Here is a 21,205-nt window from a genome sequence, read left to right as displayed (position 1 = left end):
GCGCACGCCGACCGCAACCGCACAGCAGGATTTCAACTCACATCACAAGTACCAGTCGAGTGGGCTGGCGCGACCTCCGTGTCGCGCCGACGGTCGCAGGTAGGCGCTCGCGCTGAAATCGACTGGTCAACCGGAAGTTGCACGCGCCTTCGCCAAATCACCGGGCGGGACTGAAAGGGGCCGAACGCTCGACCCGGCCCCGACGACGTAAGCACTGGACTGAAGGCGAGTCGGCTTGCCGACTCGCCTGAGGGAAGCGCGCAACGAGTCGCGGCCGGTCGAGCGTTCGGGGGCTTTCACCCAACGGTATCCAAGACTCACTCGACAGAACCCTCACTCACGACGTATCCGACAAAACCCTCACTCACAACGAATTCAACACATCCCACGTACCCAATATTTCCTCACTCGATTTCGATGTCCCGCCCGGTCTCCACCGGTTCCGTCTTCGCCAGCGTCACGGTCAACACGCCGTTCCGGAACTTCGCGGACACCGACCCCTCGTCCACCGGTTCCGGAAGCCGAACGACGCGCTCCATCGAACTGCGGTGCCGCTCCTGCCGGACGAACCGACCGTCGTCCTCGGTCTCACCCTCCTCGGTCGTCTCCTCTGCGTGCTCCGCCGAGATGCGGAGTCGCTGGTCCGAGAGGCGTACGTCGATGTCCTCCTTCTCGAACCCCGGCAGGTCGGCCGTGACGACGAACGACTCGCCGGTGTCCTCCACGTCGATCCGCATCCCCGAGCGCAGCGACTCGACGCTCACCTCGTCCATCGATCCCGTCGCCTCCTCGAACTGGCGGCGCATTCGGTCGAACAGTTCCTCCAGATCCTCGAAGGGGTTGGCTCGTCGGGCCATGACACCCCCCAGTTCGACCGCGACCGGCTTCAAGCTACACCCGGACACCTCAACTCGCGTCCCACCAGAGCCGTCTCACCGTCCCCCGCAGGAGAGCCAGATACAAATCCACGGTCGCCCAACGCCGGTACATGACGACGTTTCTCGCCGGGGGGACCGGCACCCCCAAACTGCTCGACGGGCTGACCGACCCCGGCCGGTCGAGTGTCTTCGATCCCACCGAGACGGTCGTCGTCGGCAACACCGGCGACGACGTGGAACTCGGTGGCCTGCTCGTCTGTCCCGATCTTGACACCGTCCTCTTCCACGGCGGCGGCGTGATCGACCGCGAGCGGTGGTGGGGCATCGCCGACGACACGACCGAGACGAACGCCGAACTCCACCGCCTCGCGGACGCGGCGGGACTCGACGGCGGGCCGCGCTACCTCCCGCCCGAGGCACAGACCGAGGGCCGCGAGATCGCCCGGTGGCGGCGATTCTCGGGGATCGCGGAGTTCATGGAGATCGGCGACCGTGACCGGGCGGTCCACCTCACCCGGACGAGTTTGCTCGACGAGGGCCAGAGCCTCACCGAGGTCACGGCGACGCTCGCCGACGCGTTCGACCTCCCGTACCGACTCCTGCCGATGTCCGACGACCCGGTCGCCACCATCGTCCACACCGACGAGGGGGCGATGCACTTCCAGGAGTTCTGGGTCGCCCGGCGAGCAGTGCCCGGAGTCGAAGACGTGGAGTTCCGGGGGAGTGAGACCGCCAGTCCGACCGACGAGACGCTCGCGGCGCTCCGCGATCCGGTGGTGATCGGCCCCTCGAACCCCGTGACGAGCCTCGGGCCGATGCTGGCACTCCCCGGTGTGGAGCAGGCGCTCGCCGAGACACCGGTCGTCGCCGTCTCGCCGTTCGTCGAGGACCGAGTGTTCTCCGGCCCGGCGGACGACCTGATGCGCGGGGTCGGCTACGAAGCCAGCACGCGCGGGGTGGCCGAGGCGTACCCCTTCGCGGACGCGTTCGTCCTCGACAGCGAGGACGGGACCGACCTCGACGCATCGACGGACGACGACCGGGAGCCGGTCGTCGTCAGGACCGACACGGGGATCGAGGGACCGGCGGACGCGGCGCGCGTCAGGCACGCGGTCGCCGACGCGTTCGCGGAACTGGGGGTCGAGGCGTCGTGACCGGCGAGTCGCTCCTCGGACGAGAGATGGACACCGACCGCCCACTGCTCGCACTCGCCAGCCTCAGCGGGGAGGCGGACGCGGCGTGGGCGAGGCAGGCCGACGACCTCGCAGACCTCGCCTTTCTCGGCGGTCTCGCGCTGGACGACGAGAGCCGGGCGGCGGCCCGCGAGTTGGTCGCCCGCGACCGCGAGGAGTTCCTGCCCGAGGACCCACTCGCCTTTGCCGACCGCCAGTTGTCGGCACTCGCCGACGCGCCGATCCAGGCGGGACTGAACGTCCGGAGTGCGACCGGCGAGCCGATTCGGAAGGCCGCCGCCGTCTGTGCCGACCACGACGCAGTGATCGAGATCAACGCCCACTGTCGACAGCCGGAACTCCGGGCGGTCGGCTGTGGCGAATCGCTGTTGGCCGACACCGACCGCCTCGCCGAGTACGTCGAGACGGCCGCCGCGACCGGTGCGACCGTCTCCGTGAAGGTCCGGTCCGAGGTACCGGGTGTCGACCTGCGGGAGACGACCCGTGCCGTCGCCGAGAGTGGTGTCGACGCCATCCACGTTGACGCGATGGACTCCGAGTCGGTGATCAGCGAGGTGGCGACGACAGCCGAGTCGCTCGCCGAGACGACCGAAGCCTCGGGCGGCGGCGCGTCGGCCGCCGACGGTTCGGCGACCCGACCGACCGTGATCGCCAACAACGAGGTCCGGGACCGCGAGAGCGTCCACGAGTACCTGCGGTACGGCGCGGACGCGGTGAGCGTCGGTCGGCCCAGTACCGACCGCAGAGTCCTCCGGCGTGTCCGCGAGGCACTCGTCGCGTGGCGTGGTGCACAGGAGGAGTCTGCCGGTGCAGTCGCCGAGGACGCCGAGGTGTCGCCGTGACGCCCACCGAGCACGCGCAACTCGCGCTCCTGCTGGAGGTCGCCGGGACGCCGAAACCGGGTAACGTGGACCGGCACCGCGACCTCGCCGACCTGCGATTCGAGCACTTCCTCGCCGGTAGTGTCGGTGCAGGCGAGGGTCTGCGACTGGCCGAGTCGGGCGCGCCGGTCGGCGAGGCCTTCGAGACCGCCGTCGCCGGGATGAGCCAGCAGGAGGGTGGCAACACCCAGTTCGGCTGTCTGCTGTTGCTCGTCCCCCTCGTCAAAGCCGACTGCGAGACCGACCTGTCGCCGGCCGGCGTCGAGTCGGTCGTCGAGTCCACCACCGTCGCCGACGCCGCGGGCTTCTACCGGGCCTTCGAGCACGTCGACGTGGCGGTGGACGACCCACCCGAGAACGCGCCGGATCTCGACGTACGCCGGGGTGCCGACGCGGTGCCGACGCTCGAATCGCGCGGGCTGACGCTCGCGGACGTGATGGAGTCGAGTGCCGACCGGGACACGAACGCCCGCGAGTGGGTCGATGGGTTCCCGCGCACCTTCGAGACCGCCGAGTCCATCCTCGCCGACGAGGGGCCGATTCTCGACCGGGCGGCGCGGGCGTTTCTCGATCTGCTCGCCGACGAACCGGACACGCTGGTCGCCACACAGCACGGCGAGGAGGTCGCGCGGGAGGCGTCGGCGCGGGCGGCCGAAGTCGGACACGACCTCGACGCCGCCGAGGAGTTGGCCGAGACGTTCGTCGCCGAGGGGATCAACCCCGGCACCACCGCCGACCAGACCGCGAGCGCGCTGTACGTCGCGCTCCGCCGGGGGGTGCCGCTGTGAGCGACGACGCGAACTCGGGAGGTGACCAGCAGTGGCTCGGCGACAGCCCCACCGGGTGGCCGACCCCGCTCCGGGGCGTCACCGAGTCGGTCGTCGCCACGCTCGGTCCGAACGACCTGTGGAACCTCGCGGCGCTGGGTCTGCACGCGCCCGATTCGTCTTCGGAGTCCGCGAGCGAGTACGTCACCGCCACGACGTGGGGCCGGACGCGAACGTACCGCAACTTCCGGCGGCGGGGTGGCGGTGTCGTCCAGTTCGTCACCGACCCACGGGACTTCGTGGACGCCGCGCTGACGATCCGTGAGGAGTCCGAACCTGTCCTCGCGTCGGCCGACGCCTGGGTCGAGGTCGCGGTCGAGGCGGTCGATAGCGGGGAGTCCGGCGGGACCGAGTGGACCGAGTGGCGACTGGAGCCGACCGACTCGGGGGTCGAGCAGCAGGGGGTGCGGACGATCAACCGCGGGTTCGCGGCGGTGATCGACGCGACCGTGGCCGTCTCGCGGCTGGACGTGGACGCCTACGACACCGAGGTCCTGCTGGACCGCTTGGACTACTTCGCCGAGACGGTCGAGCGATGCGGCGGGCCGGCAGAACGCGAGGCGTTCGAGCGCGTCGACGCGGTGTCCGACTGGCGGTCCCGTCGGGAGTGACGGTGGGGTACCCCGGACCGTGCAGACCGCGGAGACACCGCAGACGGCTCTGTGCCGTGATCGCACGGCTCCCGGCCGCCGGTGACGGAACGAATCGTTTTAGTGGCCGACCGGGGAACTGTGTCGTATGGCTATCAAACCCAAGTACGTCAAACAGCTGGGGACGATCCTGTTGGAGCGCTACCCGCAGGCGTTCAACACGGACTTCGAGACGAACAAAGAGAGCGTCGCGAAGCTGACCAACGTGGAGTCGAAGTCGGTCCGTAACCGGATCGCCGGCTACGTCACCCGGAAGAAGGCCGGCGGCAAGCCGAGCGCGTAAGGCGATTTCTGCAGGACGCGAGTCTCTCCGGAGCCGAACCCCTGTAGCGGCCGCTCGGTCGGGAGCAGACGGCCGTCGGCGCGAGTACCACACCGGCGACGCGGCGGTCAGTCCGCGCCGACCGAGCCGTCGTCGACACCGGCCACCGGCGACCCCTCGCCGGCGCGCTCTCCGGGCGTGAGGTAACACTGCGGGTCGGGGGCGAAGAGGTCCCCCTCGGTGGCGAGCGCCCGGAGTCGCGAGCCACCGCGACAGATGGAGCGGTACCGACAGTCTGCACACCGGCCCGTCAGCAGGTCCTCGCGCTGGCGGAGGTCCCGGAGCACCGGGTTCGACTCGTCGTCCCAGATGGCTCCGAAGGGCCGGTCCCGGACGTTGCCGAGGCTGTACCCTTGCCAGAACTGGGTCGCGTGGACGTTCCCCTGGTAGTCGACGTCCGCGACGCGCTCCCCGGCCGGGTCGCCGCCGTTCACACGGAGGTAGCGGTAGATGCGGTCGGCGGCGGCTGGGCCGAGTTCCTCGCGGGCGTACTCCACGAGGAAGCCGGCGTCACAGTAGTTGCCGACGAGCAGGGTCTCGATCTCCTCGCCCGCCTCGTGGTACTCCCGCGTGAGGTCGCAGAGGCGGCGGACCGCCTCGCGGCGGTCGGCCGGCGAGAGGTCGACGTCGCGGATGTCGTTGCCGCGCCCGCCGTAGTCGAGGTGGTAGAAGCAGAAGCGGTCGACGCCCACGTCACGCAGGAGGTCCACGACGCCCTCCATGTCGGCGGCGTTCGCCTCGGTGATGGTGTAGCGCAGACCGGTCTTCAGGCCGGCGTCGAGACAGTGTTCGATGCCCCGGACGGCGGCGTCGAAGGCCCCCTCCTGGCCCCGGAATCGGTCGTTGCGCTCCGGCAGGCCGTCGACCGAGACGCCGGCGTACTTGAGTCCCGCCTCCTTCATCCGGCGGGCGTTCTCGGCGGTGATGAGCGTCCCGTTCGTCGAGAGTACGGGCCGGATGCCGGCGTCGCTGGCGTGGGCGATCAGTTCGAGCAGGTCGTCGCGGACCATCGGTTCCCCGCCGGAGAAGAGGACGACCGGCGCGCCGTAGTCGGCGAGTTCGTCCAGGAGCTGTCTCCCCTCGGCCGTCGAGAGTTCGCCGGGCGCGCTCTCGATCTCCGCGCCGGCGTAGCAGTGCTGACAGTGGAGGTTACACCGCTTCGTCAGGTTCCAGACGACGACCGGTTTCTGTTGCTTCTTCTCGCGTATCTGTTCGACTGCGGCGTCGTCGCCGGCGTCGTACCGGAGACCGTCGCCTTCCGCGTCCAGATCACAGAGCAGTTTGCTGAGCGAGATCATGCTGGCCCCTCCTCGTCACCCTCGGCGTCGTCGGCTCCGTCGCGCCGCTCCGTCGCCGACGCCTCGTGTGTCGGCGTCGCGTCGGCGTCTCGGTTCTCGCCGACCGACTCCTCGGCGTACTCGCTGTCCAACTCGCGGGTCGTGAACCGGGCCACCGCGTCCGTCGGCGCACACCAGATCGTGTCGGCGGTGCGCTCGAACAGCGTGTCGGCGGCCTCGTGGGCGACGTCGGCGTTCGGGGCGGTGACGCTCCCGGCGTGGCGGAGCGGTTCCTCGGGGGTCTCCCGGACGAACACCTCCCACTCTCGGGTCTCGTCTGCGCGGGGTTCGGCGACGCGCCGACGCTCGGACGCGGCCGCCGCCTCTCGCGGTCGCTCGGACGACATACCCCACGATTACGGCCGAGATATCAAACGCCCCCCGTCCGTTCCCACGAGGTGAAAACCGGCCGTAGGTGTTCGGGAGTCGGCTTTGATGCGTGGGACACGGAGGAGTAGACAGAGATGTTCGACACCAGCGAGCGCCCGGTCGTCCTGATCTGGGAGGTGACGCAGGCGTGTGAGTTGGCCTGTGACCACTGCCGGGCCGACGCCCACCCGACCCGGCACCCCGACGAGTTGACGACGGCGGAGGGGAAGCAGTTGCTCGACGACGCGGCGACCGAGTTCGGCGAGGGGCAGGTTGTCGTCCTCTCGGGGGGCGACCCCCTGAAGCGGCCGGATCTGCCGGAGTTGATCGACTACGGCACGGACCGCGGTCTGCGGATGTCGCTGACGCCCAGCGGCACGCAGTCGCTGACGCCCGAGCGAGTGCGGGGCCTCGCGGACGCCGGCCTGTCGCGGATGGCGCTCAGTTTCGACGGCGGGGACGCCGAGAGCCACGACCGCTTCCGTGGCGAGTCGGGGAGTTTCGAAGACACCGTCGAAGCGGCCGAGGCCGCGCGCGAGGCCGGCATCTCGCTCCAGATCAACACGACCGTCTGTGCCGAGACGGTCGACGACCTCCCCGCGATTCGTGACCTCGTCGCCGACCTCGGTGCGATCCGGTGGAGCGTCTTCTTCCTCGTCCCCGTGGGTCGGGGGGCGACACTCGACCCCGTCCCCCCGATGCAGGCCGACGCGGTGATGGCGTGGCTGGATCGCGTCGAGAGCGAGGCCTCGTTCGCGCTGAAGACGACCGAGGCTCCCCAGTACCGCCGCGTCCAGCAGCAGGTCGACCCGCCGGGCGACGCGGGTGACCGTGGCACGACCGGTCCGCCACCGGGGGTCGCGAACGGTGACGGCGGCGGCCCACCACCTGGTGTCGACACCGACGGAGATGGAGGCGGCCCGCCACCGGGCGTCGGCGACGTGAGCACCGACGACGCCGACAGCGGTCCACCGCCGGGCGCGACGGTCGGCCGGCCGAGCGTCCTCGCGGGCGACGGCTTCGCGTTCGTCAGCCACACCGGGGAGGTGTACCCCTCCGGCTTCCTGCCGAAGTCCGCCGGCAACGTCCGGGAGTCGTCGGTCGCCGCCCTCTACCGCGAGTCGGACCTGTTCACCGCCCTGCGGGACCGCGACGAACTCCGGGGGAAGTGCGGGGCCTGCGAGTTCCGTTGGGTGTGCGGCGGCAGTCGGTCGCGGGCCTACGCCGCGACGGGCGACCCACTCGCGGCCGACCCACTCTGTCCCCACGAACCAGAGGGCTGAGACGGCGACGGCGCGGCCGGTACCCCGTTCGCCGACGACTGAGTCGGCACCCTTCGTCACGACCTACCGGAGACGCCACCCATAAGTACCCCTCACGCCATACCATGCTATAGAATGGCACACGACGACGCGGCCACGGCGGGCGCGACCCCCGGTAGCGCAGGACTTATCCCCCGTCGTTGCCGACCACAAAACAACTCCCCCGCGAGCATATCATGAACGAAGTTCAACTCGAAGTGGCGAAGGCGTACCCGAACGACTCGGGGCGTGGCATCGCCCGTCTCGACCCGGACACGCTGTTGCATCTGAAGCTCTCACCGGGTGACATCATCGAGATCGAAGGCGGCGAGACGACGGCGGCGAAGGTCTGGCGCGCGGACCGACAGGACTGGAACACCGACACCGTGCGCATCGACGGGTTCACCCGGCAGAACGCCGACATCGGCATCGGCGAGCGCGTGACGATCCGGAAGGCGGACGCGAAGAAGGCCGACAAACTCGTCCTCGCGCCGCCCGAGGAGGCGTCGGTGCAGTTCGGCTCCGACGCGGCCGGGATGGTCAAACGGCAGATCCTGAAGCGGCCGGTCGTCGAACGCGACATCGTGCCCGTGATGTCCTCCACGAACCACCCGTTCATGCGGTCGCCGGGACAGGCCATCCCGCTCATCGCCGTGGAGACCGACCCCGAGGGCGTCTGTCTCATCACCGAGGACACCGAGGTCGAACTCCGCGAGGAACCCATCTCGGGCTTCGAGAAGACCGGCGGCGGCATCACCTACGAAGACATCGGCGGCCTGCAAAACGAGATCCAGCGCGTCCGGGAGATGGTCGAACTCCCGATGAAGCACCCGCAGATCTTCAAGAAGTTGGGGATCGAGCCACCGCAGGGGGTGCTGCTCCACGGCCCGCCGGGGACCGGGAAGACCCTGCTGGCGAAGGCCGTCGCCAACGAGACCTCCGCGAGTTTCTTCTCCATCGCGGGCCCGGAGATCATCTCGAAGTACTACGGCGAGTCCGAACAGCAACTGCGTGAGATCTTCGAGGACGCGAAAGAGGAGTCGCCCTCCATCATCTTCATCGACGAACTCGACTCCATCGCGCCGAAGCGCGAGGACGTGACCGGCGAGGTCGAACGCCGGGTCGTCGCCCAGTTGCTGACGATGATGGACGGTCTCGAGGCGCGGGGACAGGTCATCGTCATCGCGGCGACGAACCGCGTGGACTCGGTCGACCCCGCGCTCCGCCGGCCCGGTCGCTTCGACCGTGAGATCGAGATCGGTGTCCCGGACGAAGTGGGCCGGAAAGAGATCCTCCAGATCCACACGCGCGGGATGCCGCTGTCGGACGACGTGAGTCTGGACCACCTCGCCGACGAGACCCACGGCTTCGTCGGCGCGGACATCGAGAGCCTGACGAAGGAGGCCGCGATGAAGGCGCTGCGGCGCTACCTCCCGGAGATCGATCTCGACGAGGAGGACATCCCGCCGAGTCTGATCGACCGGATGATCGTCAAGCGCAACGACTTCAACGGCGCACTCGGCGAGGTCGAACCCTCCGCGATGCGGGAGGTACTCGTCGAACTGCCGAAGGTCACGTGGGACGACGTGGGCGGGCTGGAGGAGGCCCAGAGTCAAGTGCAGGAGTCGGTCGAGTGGCCGCTGACCGACCCACAGAAGTTCGACCGGATGGGCATCGAGGCCCCGAAGGGGGTCCTGCTGTACGGCCCGCCCGGCACCGGCAAGACGCTGATGGCGAAGGCCGTCGCCAACGAGACGAACGCGAACTTCATCTCGGTCAGAGGGCCGCAACTGCTGTCGAAGTGGGTCGGTGAGTCGGAGAAGGCGATCAGGCAGACCTTCCGGAAGGCCCGGCAGGTGTCGCCGTGTATCATCTTCTTCGACGAACTCGACAGCCTCGCGCCGTCTCGCGGGCAGGAGGTCGGGAGCAACGTCTCCGAGCGCGTCGTCAACCAACTGCTGACCGAGTTGGACGGCTTAGAGGAGATGGGCGACGTGATGGTCATCGGTGCGACGAACCGCCCGGACATGATCGACCCCGCCCTGATTCGCTCGGGTCGGTTCGACCGCCTCGTCATGATCGGCGAACCGACCGCCGAGGGACGCGAACAGATCCTCCGCATCCACACGCAGAACAGTCCGCTCGCCCCGGACGTGAGCCTGCGCGAGGTCGCGGAGATGACCGAGGGCTACGTCGGGTCCGACCTGGAGTCCATCGGCCGCGAGGCCGCAATCGAGGCGCTCCGGGAGGACGACGACGCGGAGGCCATCGAGATGCGCCACTTCCGGAAGGCGATGGAGTCGGTCCGGCCGACGATCACCGACGACCTGATGGACTACTACGAGCGCATGAAAGACCAGTTCAAGGGCGGCCAGCAGGGACCGATGGCCGACCGTGGCAGCGGGCGGATCGGCTTCCAGTAAGCCGGCGGGCGCGGCGCGTTCTCTCTTTGTAACCTGGCGACTGTCACCGGGCAAGGGTTTAGCCCCCGGCGGTCGTAGCCCGGCACATGACAGACGACGCGATCACCGGACTCGAAGGCGATCTCCGCACCAACGGGATCGACGTGGAGTCCATCGACGCCGGGGACCCACTCGACCTGACCTACACCACCTCGTTTCCGGGCGAGCGCGTCGAACACGGTGAGATCGGTCGCGTCTGCAACACGCTGATCGACCGGGCCGAAGATGGAACGTGGGACCCGGTCCGCGTCGAGGCGACGGTCGTCCGGTTCGCGGGCGACGTCCAGGGCACCTGGCACGCCGACGCCGAGTGGTTCGAGGGTCTGCTCTCCTACCGACTCTCGGAGGAGGACTTCTCGGAGCGCGTGCTGGGGACGCTGACGAACACGGTCGACGAGAACTCCGAAGAGTCGGAGGGGTCGGCGTGACCCGCGACACCTCGGCGTGGCGACGACGCGGCCGCGAGGACCCGCCGGAGCGCCCGCCCCGCCCCTCGAACTACGAGTTCTCGAAGGTGACGGCGAACTTCGAGAGCGCCGGCGAGGAGTGTGCCGGGTGGCTCTACCGGCCGGACCGCCCGGCCGACCCGCCGGTGATCGTGATGGCCCACGGCTTCGCTGGCGAGCGCACGTTCCGCCTGCCGACCATCGCCGAACGGTTCGCCGAGCGCGGCTACGCGGTCTTCCTGTTCGACTACCGCAACTTCGGCGACAGCGAGGGCGAACCCCGGAACCTCGTCTCGCCGTCGCGCCACGTCGCCGACTGGGAGGCCGCCGTCGCCCGTGTCCGTCGGTTCGACGACCTCGACACGGGTCGGCTGGCGCTGTGGGGCACCTCCTTCTCGGCGGGCCACGCACTCGTCACGGCGGCGGGCGACCGGCGCGTCTCGGCCGTGGTCGGACAGGTCCCGTTCGTCGACGGGCGGGCGGTGACCCGGAACAAACCGCTGTCGTACCTCCCGACGGCGCTCGGAGCGGGCTTGCGCGACAAGCTTCAATCGCGTCTACTCGGTCCCTACACGGTGCCGGTCGTCGGCGACCCGGAGGAGTTCGCGGTGCTGAACGAACCCGGCGCGAGGTCGGGGTTCATGGAACTGGTCCCGCGCGGGAGCACGTGGGACAACGAGTGTCCGGCCAGAATCTTCCTCTCGCTGCCCCGCTACCGGCCCATCACCCACTGCGAGGACGTGACGTGTCCGACGCTTCTGCTGGCGGGGCAACACGACGAGATCATCCCGCTGTCGTCGGTCGAGGCGGCGGCCGAGGCGCTACCGGACGCCACGCTGATCCGGATGCCGGTCGGCCACTTCGACGTGTACGCCGGCGAGGCGTTCGAACAGGTGTTCGGCCACCAGATCGCGTTTCTCGACAGCGTTCTGCGCGACTGAACCGGGTGAGTGCGGATGCGGTCGCGGGACCCCCCGCTACGAGTCGCGCCGCCGTAGCGGTTCGCGACACCGTCACGGTCACGTCCTGTGACGCAGGCGCTGTCGTAGTTCCAGCCAGGAGTAGTCGGCACCGCTCGGCCACTGTCACCGTCACCGACACCGAACACTCCGACAACAGTCGTGTGAAGATCCGGCGCTCAGCCCAACAGCTCTACCAACAGCCCGCACTGTGCGTGTTTCCGGTTCTCGGCCTGCCGCCAGACGACCGACCGCTCGCTCTCCAGCACGCCGTCGGTGATCTCCTCGCCGCGGTGGGCCGGCAGACAGTGCATCACGACCGCGTCGTCGCCGACCAACTCGGCGTTCACCTGGAAGCCGTCGAACGCCGACAGCTTCTGCTCGCGGCGGTCCTCCTCGCCCATGCTGATCCACACGTCGGTGTAGACCACGTCCGCGTCCGCGACGGCCTGCCCCGGATCGTCCGTGGTGGTCACGGTCCCCTCGTACTCGGCGGCCCGGTTCAGCACCTCGTCGTCGAGTTCGTAGCCGTCGGGTGTCGCCACGGTCAGATCGAGGCCGACCATCGCCGCGCCGACCGCGAACGACTGGGCGACGTTGTTCCCGTCGCCGACCCAGGCCACCTCGGCGTCGAAGTCGCCGAACAGGTCCCGGATCGTCAGCAGGTCCGCGAGCGTCTGACAGGGATGTGCGTCGTCGGTCAGGCCGTTGATCACCGGCGCGGTGGCGTAGGCGGCCATCTCCTCGGCGTCGGCGTGGTCGAACAGGCGGACCATCGTCGCCGACCCGTACCGCGAGAGCACGCGGGCGATGTCCTTGATCGGTTCCCGCCCGTGCAGGCCGATGTCGTCCGGGCCGAGAAAGACCGCGTGCCCGCCGAGACTCGTCATCCCGGTCTCGAAGGAGACCCGCGTCCGGGTCGAGGGTTTCTCGAACACCATCGTCAGCGACTCGCCCGCGAGCGGCGCGGTGTCGTACTCGCCGGCTTTCAGCGCGGCGGCGGTGTCCAGCACCTCGTGCAGTTCCGCCACCGACAGGTCGTCCACGTCGAGGAAGTGGCGGACCATCAGTCGTCACCCGCCAGCGTCTCCGCCACGTCTGACAGCACACCGACCGAGCGGTCGTACTCCGACAGCGGGAGGTGCTCGTTCGGCGCGTGGTCCAGATCCGAGTCGCCGGGGCCGTAGGTCACCATCGGGCAGTCCCACGCGTCGGCGTAGAGGTTCATGTCGCTCGTCCCGGTCTTCCGCACGAGTCGAGGGTCCCCGCCCGCGCTCCGAATCGCCACGCGGAACGCCCGCGCGACCTCGGTCCGGGGACTCTCCATCACCGGCGGGATGGGCTCCTGCCAGTGGACCGTCCCACGACCGAGGGTGCCGTCCGCCACCTCGCGCACGTCGTCGGGCGACAGCGACGGCGGGATGCGGAACTGCACCTCCACGGTCGCCTCCACGGCCAGGCCGTCCTCGCTGGGGCCGCCGTCGAAGCTGACCGGCTTCGTCGTCACCTGCTCGAAGACGGGCGCGTAGTCGTCGCCGCCCGCGAAGTAGTCCGCGACCCGGGACCACCACGAGACGGCCGACTGGATCGCGTTGTCCTCGGGCCGCGAGGAGTGGCCGAGTTCGCTGGTGGCGACGTAGGTCCCGTCGAGGAACCCACGGTAGCCGAGCGTGATGCCCTGCCAGCCGGAGGGTTCGCCGTTGACGACCGCGTCCGGTTCCTCGCGCGTCTCACAGAGGTGGCGCGCACCGTTCGAGGTCGTCTCCTCCTCGACGACGCCCGCGAAGGAGACGCCGGTCTCGACGGCCGAGACGGCCATCGCCGCGAGGGGCCCGGTCGCGTCGACGCTCCCGCGGCCCCACAGTTCGGCCTCGTCGGCCGACACGTCCGCCTCGTCCTCGCCGCCCGCCCCCTTCACCGACACCGGCACGTCGCCGGGGACGGTGTCGATGTGCGAGGTCAACAGGACCGAATCGTCTGCCGGCGCGCGGACGTTGCCGACCTCGTCGAGCCACGCCTCCCGGCCGTGCGACCGGAAGAACTCGACCAGCAGTTCGGCCGCCTCGGCCTCCTCGCCCGACACCGACGGCGTCGAGACGAGGTCGACCAGCAACTGCCGAGCAGAGACGGGATCGACGCTCGGGTGTTGGGTTGCGGTCATCACAGCACCTCTCCGAGCGCCGCGAGCGCCTCGTCGGCCTGCTCCTCGTCGATGGTCAGCGGCGGCAGAAGGCGAAGCACCGACCGCCCCGCAGGGAGCGCGAGGAACTGCTCTCGCAGCGCCAACTGTTTCAGCAGGCGGTTCGCGCCGCGCTTGACCTCGATGCCGAGCATCAGGCCCAGGCCGCGGACCTCGCGCACGTCGTCGCCGTGTTCCGCGCGGAGGTGACTGGTGAGGTAGCTCCCCATCCGGTTCGCGTTCGCGGGCAGGTCTTCCTCGACCAGCGTGTCGAGCGTCGCGTTCGCGGCCGCACAGACCACCGGGCCGCCCGAGAACGTCGAGCCGTGGTTGCCGCAGTCCTCGGCGATCCACTCCTTGCAGAGCGTCGCCCCGAGGGGCAGTCCCGAGGCGATGCCCTTCGCGGTCGTCAGGATGTCCGGCACGACGCCGGCGCGTTCGGAGGCCCACAGCAGGCCGGTCCGCCCGACGCCCGTCTGGATCTCGTCGAACACGAGCGCCGCACCAGCGTCGTCGCAGGCGTCGCGGGCGGCCTGCAGGTAGCCGGTCGGTGCGGGGTGGATGCCGCCCTCGCCCTGCACCGGTTCGAGGAAGACGGCGGCCGTCTCGTCGTCGACTGCGTCGGCCAGTTGTTCCGCGTCGCCGTAGTCGACGAACTCGATGCCGCCGGCCAGCGGCTCGAACGGCTTCTTGTACTTCTGTTTCCACGTCATCGCCAGCGCGCCCAGCGTCCGGCCGTGGAACCCGCGCTTCGTGGCGACGATCTTCTCTCTCCCCGTGGCGCTCCGGGCGAACTTCATCGCCGCCTCGTTGGCCTCCGTGCCGGAGTTGCAGAGCCACACCTTGTCGATGTTGCCGGGTGCGAGCGTCGCCAGTTTCTCGTAGGTCTCGGTGCGGACGCTCGTCGGGTACGACGCCTGCACGTAGGTCAGGTCCGCGACCTGTGTCTGGACCGCGTCCACGACGGCGGGGTGGGAGTGGCCCAGCGGCGCGACCGCGTAACTCGCGCCGAAGTCGAGGTACTCCGTGCCGTCGTCGGTGTAGAGGTACGGTCCCGTGCCGCGTTCGATCTGGATCGGTTTCTCCGAGAAGACGAAGCCGCTCATGCTGTCACCGCCGATTCGGTCTCGGTTCGCGTCATGATTCACTCTCCACTGCGTCGGGCGAGACGTGCGTCCCGCCGCCGTCGAGTGCCGCCACGATGGGGTCTCTGACGTTCGCGTCCGCGACGATCACCTCGCTCGCGCCGCCGGTGAGCGCCTCCTTCGCCGCCATCAGTTTCTTCGTCATGAAGCCTTCCCCGGCGGCCTCCAGGTCGGCCCACTCGGCGGGGGTCGTCACCGACTCGATCAGCGTCGACTCGTCGTCGGGGTCGGCGTAGACGCCGGCCACGTCGGTCAACACGACCAGTCGCGCACCGAGTGCGCCAGCGACCGCGGCGGCCGCCCGGTCCGCGTCGGTGTTGACCGGCGTCCCGTCGTCGGCCAGCATCGGCGGGGAGACGACCGGCGTGTAGCCCGACGCCAGCAGCGTCTCCAGCAGGTCCGCGTTCACGTCGGTCAGCTTCCCCGAGTGGTCGCCGCGCTTGATTTTCTTCGTCCCGTCTTCGACGACCCGGACCGCCGACTTCCGGGGGCCGGTCAGCAGGCCGCCGTCGACGCCCGAGAGGCCGAGCGCGTCGACGCTCGCCTCGCGCAGGGTGGCCACGAGGTCGGTGTTCAGTTTGCCGGGCAGCACCATCGAGAACACCTCCATCGTCGTCTCGTCGGTGAACCGGCCGACGACGCCACCCGGCGTCTCGACGTAGGTCGCCTCCTCGCCGAGGCGTTCAAGCGTCTCGTCGACCGCCGTCGACCCGCCGTGGACGACGACGACCTGCTCGCCGTTCGCGACGAGGTGGGCGACATCGCCGACCGCACCGGCGGGGTCCACGGCGCGTGCGCCGCCGATCTTCACTACTACTGTCATCCTGTCACCTCTCGTTCGACTCCAGTGTCGCGCATCTCAGGGTGCCCCCACGGGATGCAGGCCGGCGAAGTCCAGTCCGGCGGTCTCCTCGAAGCCGAGGGCGACGTTCGCGGCGTGGACCGCCTGGCCGGCCGAGCCTTTCATCATGTTGTCGATGGCCGAGAAGACCACGAGTCGCTTGTTGCCGGGGTCGACCTCGAAGCCGACCTCGCCGAAGTTGGACCCCGCGACTGCCTTCGGTTCGGGGTAGCGGTAGACGCCGCTGCCGCCGGCGACCATGCGCATGAACGGTTCGTCCTCGTAGCTCTCGCGGTACGCGCCCCAGAGGTCGCCCTTCGAGACGGGGCCGTCCGGGAAGACGTGGCAGGTGGCCGCCGCGCCGCGCGTCATGTCCACCGCGTGGACCGTGAAGGAGACGGAGAGGCCGAGGAACTCCTCAATCTCCGCCTCGTGGCGGTGGCCGGTCGGCGCGTAGGGGCGGACGATGCCGGAGCGTTCGGGGTGACTGGACGCCTCCCCGCCGCCCGCGCCGCCCTCCGAGGAGCCGACCTTCACGTCGACGACGACCTGCTCGTCGCCGGAGAGGATGTCCGCGTCGAACAGCGGCTTGAGGCCGAGAATCGTCGCGGTGGCGTTACAGCCACCGGCCGCGATCAGGTCTGCACCGGGCAGGTTCTCGCGGTTGATCTCGGGGAGTGCGTACTCGGACTTCTCGAGGTACTCGGGACAGACGTGCCCGTCGTACCACTCGTCGTACTGCGACTCCTGCGAGAGGCGGAAGTCCGCCGAGAGGTCGACCACGGTGTCCGCGGCGTCCTCGAATTCGTCGATCTGTTCCATCGAGACGCCGTGGGGTGTCGCGGCGAACAGCACGTCCACCGAATCGAGGTCGGTGGGGTCCGAAAAGCGCAGGTCCAGCCCTCTGAGGTTGGGGTGGACCGACCCGACCGTCTTGCCGTCGTAGCTCCTGCTCGTGGCCTGTGTGACCGCGAACTCGGGGTGACCCGACAGCAGGCGGAGCAGTTCCCCGCCCGTGAAGCCCGAACCGCCGACGACGCTGGCTTCGAGCGTCATGCGGTCGCCGTCACCTCCGCGTCGGCCTTCGTCTCCAGCCAGTCGACCACCGCGGCGGGCACGTCGACGCTCTCGCCGACCGCCTCGTTCAGCGCCTTGAACTCGACCGTGTGGTTCACCTCGTGGACGGTGTAGGAGTCACCGGTCTCCATGAGGTCGACGCCGAGCAGGCCGCCACCGACCGCCTCGCTCGCGCGTTCGACGAGTTCGCGGGCCTCGTCGTCCAACTCGAAGGCGGCCGTCTCGGCCCCCTTCGCGGCGTTCGTCAGCCAGTGGTCCGAGGAGCGGACCATCGCCGCCACGGGTTCGCCGTCGGTCGCCAGCACGCGGATGTCGCGGCCGGGCTTGTCGACGAACTCCTGGACGTAGAACACCTTGTGCTCGTAGTGGCCGAGCGTCGCCTTGTGCTCGAGGATCGCTTCTGCCGCAGAACGGGAGTCGATCTTCGCCATCAGGCGACCCCACGAGCCGACGACCGGCTTGAGGACGCAGGGGTAGCCGAAGTTCTCGATCGACTCCATCGCGGCCTCCTTCGTGAAGCTCACCTCGGTCTCGGGCGTCGGCACGCCCGCGTCCGCCAAGGCGAGGCTGTTCTCGGCCTTGTCGGCACAGACCTTCGCGGTCTCGGGGCTGTTGACGACCGTGACGCCGTAGCTGTCGAGGAACCGGGTCGCGTAGAGGCTCCGGCTCGTGGAGAGACAGCGGTCGACCACGAGGTCGAGTCCCTCGATGGGTGCGGTCGTCCCGTCGAGACCGAACTGGTGTTTGCGCACGTCGATCTTCGTCACGTCGTGCCCCCGGTCGCGCAGTTCCAAGAGCAGGAGCTTCTCGTCCTTGCGGATCCGGGAGTAGAGGATACCGACCTGCAACTTACTCCCCCCAGTCCTCTTCGAGCTCCGGGGCTCGGTCGAGGACTGGCGGGTTCACGTCGATGACCTCCAGCTCCGCACCGCAGGTGCCACAGTCGATGATCTCTCCGACTTCGAGGTCGTCGTGCAGGGACACTTCCGCCCCGCACTCGACGCAGTCTGCTTCCGTCATGTGTGTACTCCACCCTACCCCGCTGACGTACATAAACCCATCGAAAGTATCAGGGAAGTTAACTTACACAGAGACTCGTCTAAGCGCCCAAAAACGTCGAACAGCCGCGTCGTGGAAATCCAATATCAGATTTCATATGTTAGTTGTCCCCGGGCGGGGACGGCGGCAGGGGCGCGACCCCTGCGGGCCCCCGCGTTCGTGGCCCTGCACGCGGGGACGGCGGCGGCAGTGGGACCGGCCGTGGTCGTGGCGGCGTCGCCGGCGCGTCCCGGCGAGCGCTCCACTGGGTCCGTGGCTCACGCATACTGCGCCACCTCCGCCTCCAGCGTCTCCGCGGCCTCCGCCAGCGCGGTCCGGGTCGCGTCGACGACACGGGCATCGGTGTCGATGCCGGCCTCGGCGGAATCGAGTGCGTCGGCGACCACCGCCGGTGCGGGACCGCCGACCGAGTCGCGGGACGCGACGCTCTCGACGGGGTCGAGCGCCGCGTGGACACGTGACTCGCTCACGTGGTCGAAGAGGGACTCACCTATCACCGTCTCTGCGGCCGCGTCAAGTGTTGCGAGGTCGGGTGTGTCGCCCGCTGCCGTCTCGGCCGCCGCGGCGACGATCTCGTGGGCGGTCCGGAACGGGAGTCCCGCCATCGCCAGCAGGTCCGCGACGCCGGTCGCCGTCGAGAACCCACTCGCCGCCTCGGCGGCCAGCAGGTCGGCGTTCCAGTCGGCCGTGGCGACCGCCCCGCCCGCCACGTCCAGCGCCGCCGTCACGTCGTCCACGACCGCGAAGGTGTGGTCGTGAGCGCGCTGGAGGTCGCGGTTGTACGCCCGGGGCAGTCCCTTCAGCGTCGTCAACAGGCCCGTCAGGTCGCCGACCGCGTCGCCCGCGACTGCACGGGCCAGTTCCAGCGTGTCGGGGTTCTTCTTCTGGGGCATGATCGACGACGTGGAGGCGTAGTCGTCCGAGAGGTCGACGTAGCCCTTGTTGGCGAAGACGATCAGGTCCTCCGCCAGTCCCGAGACCGTCACGGCGGCTGTCGCCAGCGCCGCCGTCGACTCGGCGAGGAAGTCCCGCGCCGACACCGCGTCCATCGAGTTGTCGACCACCGCATCGAAGCCGAGCAGGTCGGCGACGCGCTCTCTGTCCACGTCGAAAGGCGTGCCCGCGAAGGCCGCAGCACCGAGCGGCGACCGGTTCACGCGCTCGTAGGCGTCCAGCAGGCGCGCCGTGTCGCGGGCGACCGCCTGCTCGTACGAGAGCAGGTAGTGCCCCAGCGTCGTCGGCTGGGCCGGCTGGAGGTGGGTGTAGCCCGGCATCACGGTATCGACGTGCTCGGCGGCTGTCTCGACCAGCGCCTCGCGCAGGGCGAGGGTCGCCTCGACGGCGTCCAGCAGGTCCGCGCGCAGGCGGTACCGCAGGCAGGTCGCCACCTCGTCGTTGCGCGACCGGGCCGTGTGCATCTTCCCGCCGGTCGGGCCGATGCGGTCGATGACGCCCGTCTCGATGGCCTCGTGGACGTCCTCGCCGTCGGGCAGGGCGGCGTGGCCGGCGTCCGCGACCGATTCGAGCGCGTCGAGAATCTCGGCCGCCTCGTCGTCGCCGACGATACCCTGCTCGGCGAGCATCACCACGTGTGCGCGGTCGACCGCGAGGTCGGCCGCGAAGATGCGCTCGTCGGCCGCGAGACTGGAGAGGAAGTCGCGGGCGGGCCCGCCGCTGAAGCGGTCCCGGCGGACGGCCGACGCGCCGCTCTCTGTCCCGGTGTTCCCCGCGTCGGCGTCGTCGGCGTCCTCCGTCATCTACTGGTCCGTGGTGTCGTCTGTCGTGTCGGTCGCGTCTGCCGTCTCGCCCGCGCCGTCGGTAGCGAGTTCGGGTTTCTCGACCTTCGCCGAGACCGCGTTGGCGAGGCGCGACTGGAAGCCGTGGTACTTCGCCACGCCGGTCGCGTCGTTCTGTTCGATCCCGTCCACGGTCTCGGTGTTGAACGACGCGGCCGACTCGGAGTAGACGGCGTAGTCGCTGTCTCTGCCGACCGGGCGGGCCTGGCCACCCTCGAACTTGATCGTCACCGTGCCGGTCACCTTCTGCTGGGTCTCGTCGACGAAGGCGTTCAGCGCGTTCATCAGCGGCGCGTCCACGAGGCCCTCGTAGCCCTTCTGTGCCCACTCGTCGTCCACGGTCGTCTTGAAGTCGCGTTCCTCCTTCGTGAGGACGAGGCCTTCGAGCGACTCGTGGGCGTTGAGCAGGGTCGTCGCGGCCGGGTGCTCGTAGTTCTCGCGGACCTTCAGCCCGAGCATCCGGTCTTCCATCATGTCGGTGCGGCCGACGCCGTGTGCGCCCGCTTTCTCGTTCAGGTACTCGATCATCTGGACGGCGGGCATCTCCTCGCCGTCGACCGCGACCGGGTAGCCGTCCTCGAACTCGATCTCGATCAGTTCCGTCTCGGTCGCCTCGGCGGGGTCGGCGGTCCAGTCGTAGATGTCCTCCGGCGGGACGTAGCTCGGATCTTCGAGGTTCCCGCCCTCGATGGAGCGCGACCAGAGGTTCGTGTCGATGGACCAGACGCCCTCGTTGCCGCCCTCGACGGGCAGGTCCTTCTCCTCGGCGTACTCCATCTCCCACTTCCGGGTGAGACCGAGTTCACGCACGGGCGCGATGACCTCCAGATCGGAGGCACGCCAGACGGCCTCGAAGCGCAACTGGTCGTTGCCCTTCCCGGTACAGCCGTGGGCGATGCCGGTACAGCCGTTCTCCTTCGCCACGTCGAGAATCTTCTCGGCGATGACCGGGCGCGCCAGCGCGGTGCCGAGCGGGTAGCCCTGGTAGGTCGCGTTGGCGCGCACGGAGTCGAGGCACTGCTGGGCGAACTCGTCTCGTGCGTCCACGACGTAGTGTTCGAGTCCGAGGGCCTCGGCCGTCTCCTCGGCCTCGGCGAACTCCTTCTTCGGTTGGCCGACGTCGACCGTGACGCCGATCACTTCGTCGTAGCCGTACTCCTCTTCGAGCAGGGGGACGCAGACTGTCGTGTCGAGTCCGCCCGAGAACGCGAGTGCCACGCGTGTCATGTACTCGACTGTCAGTCCGGGATCGTACTTTAATCCTCTGCTTTTAATTTTGAAAGAAAATGATAGAGTGGAATCTAACCGAAAGATGTGAAGTTTCGAGGCGGCGAGCGACGCAGGTCGGAAGTGAAGTAGTGGTGGCCCTAGCGGGCCGGTCGCGGGACTCGTCGGAGAATGGTGGTCGTGACGGTTGCGCGAGTCCCTCTCATCAGGTAGACGTGGGTCGAGGAGGGTATTAAACTCTTTCGGGGAGGCAAGG

Annotated in this window: 20 protein-coding genes and 1 pseudogene; 9 read left to right on the top strand and 12 right to left on the bottom strand. The window is 69.1% G+C overall.

What is annotated here, in order from left to right; all coding sequences use genetic code 11:
* Positions 1–404: 404 nt before the first annotated feature.
* Entirely contained in the window at positions 405–857 is a 453-nt protein-coding gene (locus tag LI337_RS09415; protein ID WP_227229593.1) for an Hsp20/alpha crystallin family protein, read from the bottom strand.
* Positions 858–988: 131 nt separating this feature from the next.
* Here LI337_RS09415 and cofD point away from each other — a divergent pair, with 131 nt between their 5' ends.
* The 5 genes from cofD (at position 989) to LI337_RS09390 (ending at position 4,712) form a co-directional block, all read left to right on the top strand.
* On the top strand, positions 989–2,032 hold the full coding sequence (gene cofD / locus LI337_RS09410; protein WP_227229592.1) for a 2-phospho-L-lactate transferase: 1,044 nt from the start codon (positions 989–991) through the stop codon (positions 2,030–2,032).
* A 26-nt stretch (positions 2,033–2,058) separates the two neighbouring features.
* Positions 2,059–2,913, top strand: a complete 855-nt coding sequence (locus tag LI337_RS09405) for a tRNA-dihydrouridine synthase (protein WP_227229591.1) — start codon at positions 2,059–2,061, stop codon at positions 2,911–2,913.
* Positions 2,910–3,740, top strand: coding sequence for a triphosphoribosyl-dephospho-CoA synthase (locus LI337_RS09400; RefSeq protein WP_227229590.1), 831 nt, complete (start codon positions 2,910–2,912; stop codon positions 3,738–3,740). Before LI337_RS09405 ends, LI337_RS09400 begins: the two co-directional genes overlap by 4 nt.
* Positions 3,737–4,390 (top strand): DUF447 domain-containing protein, encoded by a 654-nt coding sequence (locus tag LI337_RS09395; RefSeq protein ID WP_227229589.1) that lies wholly within the window; start codon positions 3,737–3,739, stop codon positions 4,388–4,390. The genes LI337_RS09400 and LI337_RS09395 overlap by 4 nt, the downstream gene beginning before the upstream one ends.
* 127 nt (positions 4,391–4,517) lie before the next feature.
* A complete protein-coding gene (locus LI337_RS09390; protein ID WP_227229588.1) occupies positions 4,518–4,712 on the top strand; it encodes a 30S ribosomal protein S17e in 195 nt (64 codons plus the stop codon).
* A gap of 107 nt (positions 4,713–4,819) precedes the next feature.
* Here the strand turns inward: LI337_RS09390 and LI337_RS09385 are convergent, their stop codons facing one another.
* The gene (locus LI337_RS09385) at positions 4,820–6,049 is read right to left on the bottom strand and encodes a TIGR04347 family pseudo-SAM/SPASM protein (protein ID WP_227229587.1); all 1,230 of its coding nucleotides are present in this window, start codon (positions 6,047–6,049) and stop codon (positions 4,820–4,822) included.
* On the bottom strand, positions 6,046–6,435 hold the full coding sequence (locus LI337_RS09380) for an Htur_1727 family rSAM-partnered candidate RiPP (protein ID WP_227229586.1): 390 nt from the start codon (positions 6,433–6,435) through the stop codon (positions 6,046–6,048). The genes LI337_RS09385 and LI337_RS09380 overlap by 4 nt, the downstream gene beginning before the upstream one ends.
* A gap of 117 nt (positions 6,436–6,552) precedes the next feature.
* On the opposite strand from LI337_RS09380, the gene LI337_RS09375 reads away from it, so the two are divergent.
* The 4 genes from LI337_RS09375 to LI337_RS09360 all read left to right on the top strand — a co-directional run bounded on the left by LI337_RS09375 (position 6,553) and on the right by LI337_RS09360 (position 11,607).
* A complete protein-coding gene (locus tag LI337_RS09375; protein ID WP_227229585.1) occupies positions 6,553–7,740 on the top strand; it encodes a radical SAM protein in 1,188 nt (395 codons plus the stop codon).
* A 215-nt stretch (positions 7,741–7,955) separates the two neighbouring features.
* Positions 7,956–10,181, top strand: a complete 2,226-nt coding sequence (locus LI337_RS09370; RefSeq protein WP_227229584.1) for a CDC48 family AAA ATPase — start codon at positions 7,956–7,958, stop codon at positions 10,179–10,181.
* Between the two features lie 86 nt (positions 10,182–10,267).
* The gene (locus LI337_RS09365) at positions 10,268–10,648 is read left to right on the top strand and encodes a DUF8159 domain-containing protein (RefSeq protein WP_227229583.1); all 381 of its coding nucleotides are present in this window, start codon (positions 10,268–10,270) and stop codon (positions 10,646–10,648) included.
* Entirely contained in the window at positions 10,645–11,607 is a 963-nt protein-coding gene (locus tag LI337_RS09360; protein ID WP_227229582.1) for an alpha/beta hydrolase, read from the top strand. The genes LI337_RS09365 and LI337_RS09360 overlap by 4 nt, the downstream gene beginning before the upstream one ends.
* A gap of 197 nt (positions 11,608–11,804) precedes the next feature.
* Here the strand turns inward: LI337_RS09360 and argF are convergent, their stop codons facing one another.
* The 9 genes and pseudogenes from argF to LI337_RS09315 form a co-directional block, all read right to left on the bottom strand.
* A complete protein-coding gene (gene argF / locus LI337_RS09355; protein WP_227229581.1) occupies positions 11,805–12,692 on the bottom strand; it encodes an ornithine carbamoyltransferase in 888 nt (295 codons plus the stop codon).
* Positions 12,692–13,786 (bottom strand): [LysW]-lysine hydrolase, encoded by a 1,095-nt coding sequence (locus tag LI337_RS09350; protein ID WP_227229580.1) that lies wholly within the window; start codon positions 13,784–13,786, stop codon positions 12,692–12,694. The genes argF and LI337_RS09350 overlap by 1 nt, the downstream gene beginning before the upstream one ends.
* Positions 13,786–14,910, bottom strand: coding sequence for an aspartate aminotransferase family protein (locus LI337_RS09345; protein WP_227229579.1), 1,125 nt, complete (start codon positions 14,908–14,910; stop codon positions 13,786–13,788). The genes LI337_RS09350 and LI337_RS09345 overlap by 1 nt, the downstream gene beginning before the upstream one ends.
* Positions 14,911–14,941: 31 nt before the next feature.
* Positions 14,942–15,781: pseudogene (locus LI337_RS09340) on the bottom strand (acetylglutamate/acetylaminoadipate kinase); the annotation flags it as partial.
* A gap of 27 nt (positions 15,782–15,808) precedes the next feature.
* Positions 15,809–16,846 carry an N-acetyl-gamma-glutamyl-phosphate reductase gene (gene argC, locus LI337_RS09335; protein ID WP_227229577.1) on the bottom strand — a complete coding sequence of 346 codons (1,038 nt, stop codon included), beginning with the start codon at positions 16,844–16,846 and terminating at the stop codon, positions 15,809–15,811.
* On the bottom strand, positions 16,843–17,715 hold the full coding sequence (lysX, locus tag LI337_RS09330) for a lysine biosynthesis protein LysX (RefSeq protein WP_227229576.1): 873 nt from the start codon (positions 17,713–17,715) through the stop codon (positions 16,843–16,845). Before lysX ends, argC begins: the two co-directional genes overlap by 4 nt.
* Before the next feature lies 1 nt (position 17,716).
* Positions 17,717–17,887 (bottom strand): lysine biosynthesis protein LysW, encoded by a 171-nt coding sequence (lysW, locus tag LI337_RS09325; protein ID WP_227229575.1) that lies wholly within the window; start codon positions 17,885–17,887, stop codon positions 17,717–17,719.
* Positions 17,888–18,183: 296 nt separating this feature from the next.
* Positions 18,184–19,683 carry an argininosuccinate lyase gene (argH, locus tag LI337_RS09320; protein ID WP_227229574.1) on the bottom strand — a complete coding sequence of 500 codons (1,500 nt, stop codon included), beginning with the start codon at positions 19,681–19,683 and terminating at the stop codon, positions 18,184–18,186.
* Positions 19,684–20,949, bottom strand: coding sequence for an argininosuccinate synthase (locus LI337_RS09315; RefSeq protein ID WP_227229573.1), 1,266 nt, complete (start codon positions 20,947–20,949; stop codon positions 19,684–19,686).
* Positions 20,950–21,205 lie beyond the last annotated feature (256 nt).

Source organism: Salinirubrum litoreum (genome assembly GCF_020567425.1).
Taxonomy (GTDB): Archaea; Halobacteriota; Halobacteria; order Halobacteriales; family Haloferacaceae; genus Salinirubrum; species Salinirubrum litoreum.
Note: the sequence above shows the minus strand (reverse complement) of the source record. Positions and strands in the feature narration are given on the sequence as shown.

Coding starts and splice junctions, on each gene's coding strand:
- LI337_RS09345 (WP_227229579.1), bottom strand. CDS start 14,910: ATGAGCGGCTTCGTCTTCTCGGAGAAACCGATCCAGATCGAACGCGGC.
- LI337_RS09415 (WP_227229593.1), bottom strand. CDS start 857: ATGGCCCGACGAGCCAACCCCTTCGAGGATCTGGAGGAACTGTTCGAC.
- argF (WP_227229581.1), bottom strand. CDS start 12,692: ATGGTCCGCCACTTCCTCGACGTGGACGACCTGTCGGTGGCGGAACTG.
- cofD (WP_227229592.1), top strand. CDS start 989: ATGACGACGTTTCTCGCCGGGGGGACCGGCACCCCCAAACTGCTCGAC.
- argH (WP_227229574.1), bottom strand. CDS start 19,683: ATGACGGAGGACGCCGACGACGCCGACGCGGGGAACACCGGGACAGAG.
- LI337_RS09370 (WP_227229584.1), top strand. CDS start 7,956: ATGAACGAAGTTCAACTCGAAGTGGCGAAGGCGTACCCGAACGACTCG.
- LI337_RS09390 (WP_227229588.1), top strand. CDS start 4,518: ATGGCTATCAAACCCAAGTACGTCAAACAGCTGGGGACGATCCTGTTG.
- LI337_RS09365 (WP_227229583.1), top strand. CDS start 10,268: ATGACAGACGACGCGATCACCGGACTCGAAGGCGATCTCCGCACCAAC.
- LI337_RS09375 (WP_227229585.1), top strand. CDS start 6,553: ATGTTCGACACCAGCGAGCGCCCGGTCGTCCTGATCTGGGAGGTGACG.
- argC (WP_227229577.1), bottom strand. CDS start 16,846: ATGACGCTCGAAGCCAGCGTCGTCGGCGGTTCGGGCTTCACGGGCGGG.
- LI337_RS09405 (WP_227229591.1), top strand. CDS start 2,059: ATGGACACCGACCGCCCACTGCTCGCACTCGCCAGCCTCAGCGGGGAG.
- LI337_RS09350 (WP_227229580.1), bottom strand. CDS start 13,786: ATGACCGCAACCCAACACCCGAGCGTCGATCCCGTCTCTGCTCGGCAG.
- LI337_RS09380 (WP_227229586.1), bottom strand. CDS start 6,435: ATGTCGTCCGAGCGACCGCGAGAGGCGGCGGCCGCGTCCGAGCGTCGG.
- LI337_RS09315 (WP_227229573.1), bottom strand. CDS start 20,949: ATGACACGCGTGGCACTCGCGTTCTCGGGCGGACTCGACACGACAGTC.
- lysW (WP_227229575.1), bottom strand. CDS start 17,887: ATGACGGAAGCAGACTGCGTCGAGTGCGGGGCGGAAGTGTCCCTGCAC.
- LI337_RS09385 (WP_227229587.1), bottom strand. CDS start 6,049: ATGATCTCGCTCAGCAAACTGCTCTGTGATCTGGACGCGGAAGGCGAC.